The sequence below is a fragment of the Microcoleus sp. CAWBG640 genome, from assembly GCF_020883015.1.
GTDB lineage: Bacteria > Cyanobacteriota > Cyanobacteriia > Cyanobacteriales > Microcoleaceae > Microcoleus > Microcoleus anatoxicus.
This window is the reverse complement of the sequence record NZ_JAHRFC010000062.1, coordinates 23,600-29,748: the sequence shown is the minus strand read 5'-3', so window position 1 is coordinate 29,748 and position 6,149 is coordinate 23,600. Positions and strand designations below refer to the sequence as shown.

General features: G+C 46.9%; 6 protein-coding genes. 3 read left to right on the top strand and 3 right to left on the bottom strand.

Annotated features, from left to right (window positions below; translation table 11 throughout):
- The coding region (locus AAFP11_RS23190; RefSeq protein ID WP_341739149.1) for a chorismate pyruvate-lyase family protein at positions 1-262 on the bottom strand (262 nt) is incomplete at its 3' end.
- A 186-nt stretch (positions 263-448) separates the two neighbouring features.
- Between AAFP11_RS23190 and AAFP11_RS23185 the strand changes: the two genes are divergently transcribed.
- A complete protein-coding gene (locus AAFP11_RS23185) occupies positions 449-2,185 on the top strand; it encodes a DUF3352 domain-containing protein (RefSeq protein ID WP_341739148.1) in 1,737 nt (578 codons plus the stop codon).
- A gap of 3 nt (positions 2,186-2,188) precedes the next feature.
- Positions 2,189-2,335: a hypothetical protein gene (locus AAFP11_RS23180; RefSeq protein ID WP_341739147.1), complete on the top strand. Its 147-nt coding sequence runs from the start codon at positions 2,189-2,191 to the stop codon at positions 2,333-2,335.
- Here the strand turns inward: AAFP11_RS23180 and mrdA are convergent.
- Positions 2,325-4,148, bottom strand: coding sequence for a penicillin-binding protein 2 (gene mrdA, locus AAFP11_RS23175; protein WP_341739146.1), 1,824 nt, complete (start codon positions 4,146-4,148; stop codon positions 2,325-2,327). The genes AAFP11_RS23180 and mrdA overlap by 11 nt on opposite strands.
- 393 nt (positions 4,149-4,541) lie before the next feature.
- Between mrdA and cysE the strand changes: the two genes are divergently transcribed.
- Positions 4,542-5,348, top strand: a complete 807-nt coding sequence (cysE, locus tag AAFP11_RS23170; RefSeq protein WP_341739145.1) for a serine O-acetyltransferase — start codon at positions 4,542-4,544, stop codon at positions 5,346-5,348.
- A gap of 166 nt (positions 5,349-5,514) precedes the next feature.
- On the opposite strand, the gene AAFP11_RS23165 is transcribed toward cysE, so the two are convergent.
- Positions 5,515-6,096 (bottom strand): Npun_F5749 family FMN-dependent PPOX-type flavoprotein, encoded by a 582-nt coding sequence (locus AAFP11_RS23165; protein ID WP_341739144.1) that lies wholly within the window; start codon positions 6,094-6,096, stop codon positions 5,515-5,517.
- Positions 6,097-6,149 lie beyond the last annotated feature (53 nt).

Sequence of the window (6,149 nt, the reverse complement as noted above, 5' to 3'; positions counted from 1 at the left end):
CCGGAACCACCACAATCTGTTCCGGCGCGCCATCTGCATCTGCACCCACTAAGGACATATCAATGACATCAACTTCTGTGGGTTCTCTCGTCAGCAGTTGCAGGTGACGGGTGGGGGAACCGTCGCCCAGGAGCAGTATTTGCCATGCTGGTGCTAGCTTGGTGTGGGGTAAACCCTTCTGTACTGCGTCTTCTGCTCCTTCCCACAGGGGGTTGAGAGCGTGCCAGGTTCGGCTGTTTTTGGGGGTGAATGTTGCAGTCAAGGGTCTTTACAAAACTTAATTTTTTGTTTATTATAACGTTTCTCTAATCTAAAATCTATATTGCTTGATTTATTCCAGGAATAACTAATCTCTAGATTGCCATAAATAGCGAATTAAAAACTAACCATCTTCCCAAAAAACTTACTTTTGAAAAAAGTCGGGGTTCTGGGTGTATAATAGTAGACTGTGGTAATTTGTCATTTGCTGATGAAGTTGCGATCGTTCTTCTATTTTCTAATTGTCGGTGTCTTGGCGCTGTTAGCCCTGAGTGCAGGCGGTTTTTACTGGTTGACAACTCACACTCCCCTTAATTTACTCAAGGGCGGGCCGACAACTACTCCGGCTGCTGCTGTGTTTGTCTCGAAACAAGCACCTTTGTTAGCGTCAATGCTGGTAAATCCCGATCGCCTGGAATCCCTGCGACAGGTTTTTGCTACTCCTGCAGAAAGAAGCCGATCGCACGCTGAATTTGAACAAATCAAAAACAGCCTCCTCGCCAATACAAACCTCAATTACAGTCGAGATATCCAACCTTGGATAGGTGACGAAATTACCTTCGCGATCGCTACACCAGATATCGATCGCGACAGCAAAAATGGCAAACAAGCCGGGTTTTTGGTAGCCCTTTCCTCCCAAAATCCCGATCGCAGCCAGCAGTTTCTCGATTCCTACTGGCAAAAACAAGGTCAGTTTGAGCAATATAAAGGCGTTAAACTCAGTTATAAACAATTACCCGCAGTCCCGAAAAAAACTGAGCCGATCTCACCTTTGAGTCGCCTTGCTTTGCCAAGTTCCAGTTTACCCTCAAGCTTTGCTACGGCTTTACTCAGTGGCAGTTTAGATGGCAAGAATCACCAAAGTTTTGTTTTATTGGCTAATCATCCGCAGGTGCTTAGAGATGCCATAGATAACGTAGAAGTGGCAAACCTCAATCTTAACAATAAGCCAGAATATCAAAAAGCTTTGCAGCAGCTAAAACAAGGCAGAATAGCTTTAGCATTTTTCAATCTACCCCAGTCGGAAACCAAGGAAAAATCTGATGTTTCCCTTTCTTCCCTAGGGGTGGCTGTGGGAGTAAATAGACGGGGATTAGTGGCCGAAACTGCTTTAGTGACCGATCGCCAAAACAACGCAATTCCCACACTATCAGAACCTGTACAAGCCTTACAATACATTCCCTCAGCCAGCCCTTTGGCAGTGGCTAGCACCAGTTTAAACAATTTTTGGACTGAATTTTCAGCGGCTATTTCTGGCAATGCAGAAGTGTCAAAATTAGTCGATCGCACCCTCGCAGATATTCAGACAGCTTGGGGCATTAACTTACCCCAAGACATATTCAACTGGGTAAAAGGAGAATACGCTTTAGCAGTGCTTCCAAGTGCCTCAAACAGCAGCGATTGGATTTTTGTGGCTGAAACATCTGCTGATTCCCAACAGGCGATCGCCCGCTTGGACGAAATTGCCCGCAGCAAAGAATACAGCATAGGCAGTTTCACTCTCAGAAACCAAAAAATTACCGCTTGGACGCAGTTGACAACTACCCAAAATTATGGTAAGGAAACAAACAGGAAAAGTGCGATCGAAACCGAGGCAAAAGGAGTCAGAGCGACAGTTGGTAAATACGAAATTTTTACAACCTCAGTAGAAGCAATGGACGAAGCTCTGAAAGCTGCTGAAACAGGTTCTTTGGTGGCAAATCAAGACTTTCAAACCAGTATCGAACCCTTACCGCCATCTAATGACGGCTATTTTTATTTAGATTGGCCCTCAAGCAGAGGAATTTGGGAAAAACAAATTCCTCTGTTGAGGTTAATTGAACTTTCCGCAAGACCATTGTTCGACCATTTGCGATCGCTCACAATTACTAGCACCGGAGAAACAGCAGGCATTCGCAAAGCCGCTATATTTATGCGATTATATTAGTTCTTGGTAATTGGGAATTGGGAATTGGGAATTGGGAATTGGGAATTGGGAATTGGGAATTGGGAATTGGGAATTGGGAATTGGGAATTGGAAATTGGGAATTGGGAGCGGGATGCTCCCAACAACCAACAACCAACAACTAAGGAGTAACCACTACTGACTCATCCACCTTTTTTGGCTTACCAAAATAAGCTTGAAACACGTCTTTGGCGATCGGGGCCGCCGCTATAGAACCAAAACCACCATTTTCCACAACCACGGCGATCGCAATTTCTGGTTTCTCCGCAGGTCCATAGGCCACATACAATGAGTGATCCTTCTGTCCGATTACCTCCGAAGTCCCGGTTTTGCCCGCAGTCAGCGGAATGGAACCGTCATTGAGTCCCCGTCCCGTACCCTCCGTCACCACCGCCGCCAGTCCTTGCTTAATCACCTCAATCGTCCCAGGTTTAATCCCCGTAGGCACCGGTTTTGTTTCAGGTTTACCAGTCATCGAAGTCAAAAGATGGGGCTTGACACGATTACCACCATTGGCGATCGAACTCACCATCACCGCGGCTTCCAAAGGAGTCACCAACACCAAACCCTGGCCGATAGACATCGTTACCGTATCTCCCGCATACCAAGGTTCCTTATAAATTTTCTCCTTCTCCTCCGGTGTCGGCATTTGACCGTGATCTCCGCCACCAAGGCCCAAAAGCTTCAAATCCGTATCCTTGCCAATTCCCAAGCGGTGTCCCCACTTAGCAATTGCTTCGGGCCCAGCACTCATGCCGATTTGATAAAAAAACGTATTGCTGCTAAAAGCCAAAGCCTCCCGAAAGCCGATGTCACCGTAACCACCACTGTGTTCGTTAAAATCAATTCCCCCCACAGTAATGTAAGCCGAAGTGTTCAAAATAGAGTCCGGTGAAAACTTACCCGATTCCATACCAGCGACGGAAGTCACAATTTTAAAAGTGCTACCAGGGGGATAGCCTTGCATGGCTCGATTCAAGAAGGGATTTTCCAAATCTTGGAGATTTTGCCAATCTTCCTTGGTGATTTTTCGCGTAAACAGATTGGGGTCAAAAGTAGGGTGGCTGGCTAACACTAATACTGCACCAGTTTTCACGTCCAGGGCTACTACTGCCCCCCGTCGATTCCCCAGGGCGTCTTCAGCCGCTTTTTGCATCTTGAAATCTATAGTTAGCTGCACTGTTTCACCTGGTTTCGGAGGTGTCTCTCCGATCAGGCGCAGTTCTTGATTTTGGGCATTCGTCTCGATCAGTCGATAGCCCCAAACTCCGGCAATCTTGCTGTTAGAACTCGCTTCTATGCCCATTTGACCCACAATCATTCCCATCGGATATTCTGGATGAGTTTTCAAGTCTGCTTCGGTAGCTTCGCCAATATATCCGAGAACGTGAGCAGCTAAACTGCCTTCTGGATAGAAGCGTCTGGCTTCGGGGCGCACTTCCACTCCTCGCATTTGTCCCACCAGTTCTGCTAGTGGCACAAATACCTCTGGCGGCATTGCTTGTCTAAGTCGTACCGGTCTGTAGGATGAAGGATCGACTTGTTTTAATTTTTCGAGAATTTCCTGGGCTGGGATTTTCAGCAGCGGACTTAACTTGTCTGCTGTTACTTTCCACTGTTCCGGCGTTTGTTCTTTGGGCCACAAATAGATCGATCGAGCTAAATTGTTCGCAGCTAGCAGTTTACCTTGGCGATCGACTATATGTCCGCGATTGGCTGGTTTTGGCACTTCCCGAACTCGATTGTTTTCGGCTCGTTCCCGGTTTTGTTTCCCTTCCACCAGTTGCAATTGCACCAGCCTACCGACGTGCAGACTCAGCAAACCTGTTGCAATCAACATCAAGACGATCGCCCGCTGTATCGGACGGGACTGTTTCCTAGGAGTTTCCCCCAGGGTTAGGTCAGAAGCGCGAAATCCAGATATGGCAGAAATTTGTCGTTGCATAATTATATAGGTAGATGTCACATCCTAGATGTTAGATAACTAATTATTAACTATGAAAGATCCCGCAGGGGAAATTTGACTACTGACTGGGAGTTCCTGACAAATGAATAACTTCCCAAATAGCCAGAAATAGCCAGGAAAATTAACAGCGGGGTTTCACCCTTGGGGGATTAAGCCCTCTCGTGCCACCCATAAGTAATAATACCAAAAGTTGTGTTAATCAGGAACTCAGCACTCAAAACAAGCCCAAAATTATCCAAAGCAGGATCTTTGGTGCACTGTTAACTGTTGAATGGTCAAATATTTGGTGATTCGGTTTACACGATCGGCAGCTATCTTCCCTCATCCGGTAAAATAAAATGGCGTGTTTAACCAAAATTGGTAACTCCGAAAGTGCTAAAGACTCTTAGAGCTGACTTCAGTATTATTTTCGATCGAGACCCTGCTGCTCGCAACTGGCTGGAAGTTTTGTTTTGCTACCCTGGTCTTCAGGCCCTGGTATTCCACCGCATCGCACACTGGCTATACTTGGTCGGAATTCCGTTCATCCCCCGCTTGATGTCCCACCTGGCTCGCTTTTTTACCGGAATTGAAATTCACCCTGGGGCAACAATCGGTAAAAGCGTTTTCATTGACCACGGTATGGGAGTAGTCATCGGCGAAACCGCGATAGTCGGCGATTTTGCCCTCATTTACCAAGGAGTTACCCTCGGTGGTACTGGCAAAGAAAGTGGCAAGCGTCACCCTACTGTCGGCGAAAACGTAGTTATCGGTGCTGGTGCTAAGGTACTGGGGAATCTTCAAATTGGCAATAATGTCCGCATTGGCGCAGGTTCCGTCGTGCTCCGGGACGTACCATCTGATTGTACAGTGGTAGGGATTCCCGGCCGCATAGTTTATCGATCGGGAGTACGAGTCAATCCCCTAGAACACGGCAGTTTACCAGATTCCGAAGCTGTGGTGATTCGCTCTTTAGTCGATCGCATCGAATCCCTCGAACAGCAACTTAAAAGTTTGCAAACTCAACAGCCTGTTTCCTTCACATCCGAACCAAATTCTCACAATTTCCATTCAACATTCCCAAGTTTACATCAAACCACTAATTTAGCCCTAGCCGAAACAACTAAATTAGCTGTTGCTAGCACTTGTCAGTTAAAAGATAAAGCAATTCAAGAATTTTTCGACGGCAGTGGCATCTAACCATTGGGCATTGGGCATTGGGAATTGGGAATTGGGAATTGGGAATTGGGAATTGGGAATTGGGAATTGGGCAACCTCCCCCCAAGGGGGGAAGAGAATTAGGCATTGGAAGCAACCAATAACCAATAACCAATAACCAATAACCAATAACCAATAACCAATTCTTTCAAGGATTAACCTCGCGCGCCGACCAATTTCCCTCCCCATCGAGCCGATAAAGCAACCTATTCTGGGGGGCACCTCGCAACTCCAACAAATCCACAGCTTCCGGTTCCAACAACAGCAAACAAAAATTAGACAGAGGCTCGATCGCATCTGGGGCAGTAGGTTCAAAAGCGCTGGAAACAGCCCTATTTTCCCCTGGATGCGGCCAAGCAAATTGCACCCGCGCCGCGTCAGAAATTTCCTGCCAAGCCCTTCTACGCGACGCACAAAGTGCAGGATCGGGATGTTCTGCACTTACCAACACCAGTTGTCCAGCAATCCGAAATTGTTCGCGAGTTTGCGGGAAATACCAACAAATCTCCCCCCAAGGATAGAAATTAATTTCTTCTACCTTTTGACTCCGAATATCTGTAATAAACTGTAAGTGGTTGGTATCTTCCAAAAACCCTCTAAACACAACCGTGCGGTTGGCCGGACGCCCGTCAGCCCGGACTGTTGCTAGTTGTAAGTACCGGGAAACAGGAAGACTCCGATTGCGATGGAGAGTACCAGCAAGATGCGATCGCCAAGGTGCTAAAGTCATAACAAAAGGAAGAAGGAAGAAGGAAGAAGGAAGAAGGAAGAGGGAAGAAGGAA

Excerpts from the sequence above, each read along its gene's own strand:
- mrdA (WP_341739146.1), bottom strand. The coding sequence starts at position 4,148 with ATGCAACGACAAATTTCTGCCATATCTGGATTTCGCGCTTCTGACCTA.
- AAFP11_RS23165 (WP_341739144.1), bottom strand. The coding sequence starts at position 6,096 with ATGACTTTAGCACCTTGGCGATCGCATCTTGCTGGTACTCTCCATCGC.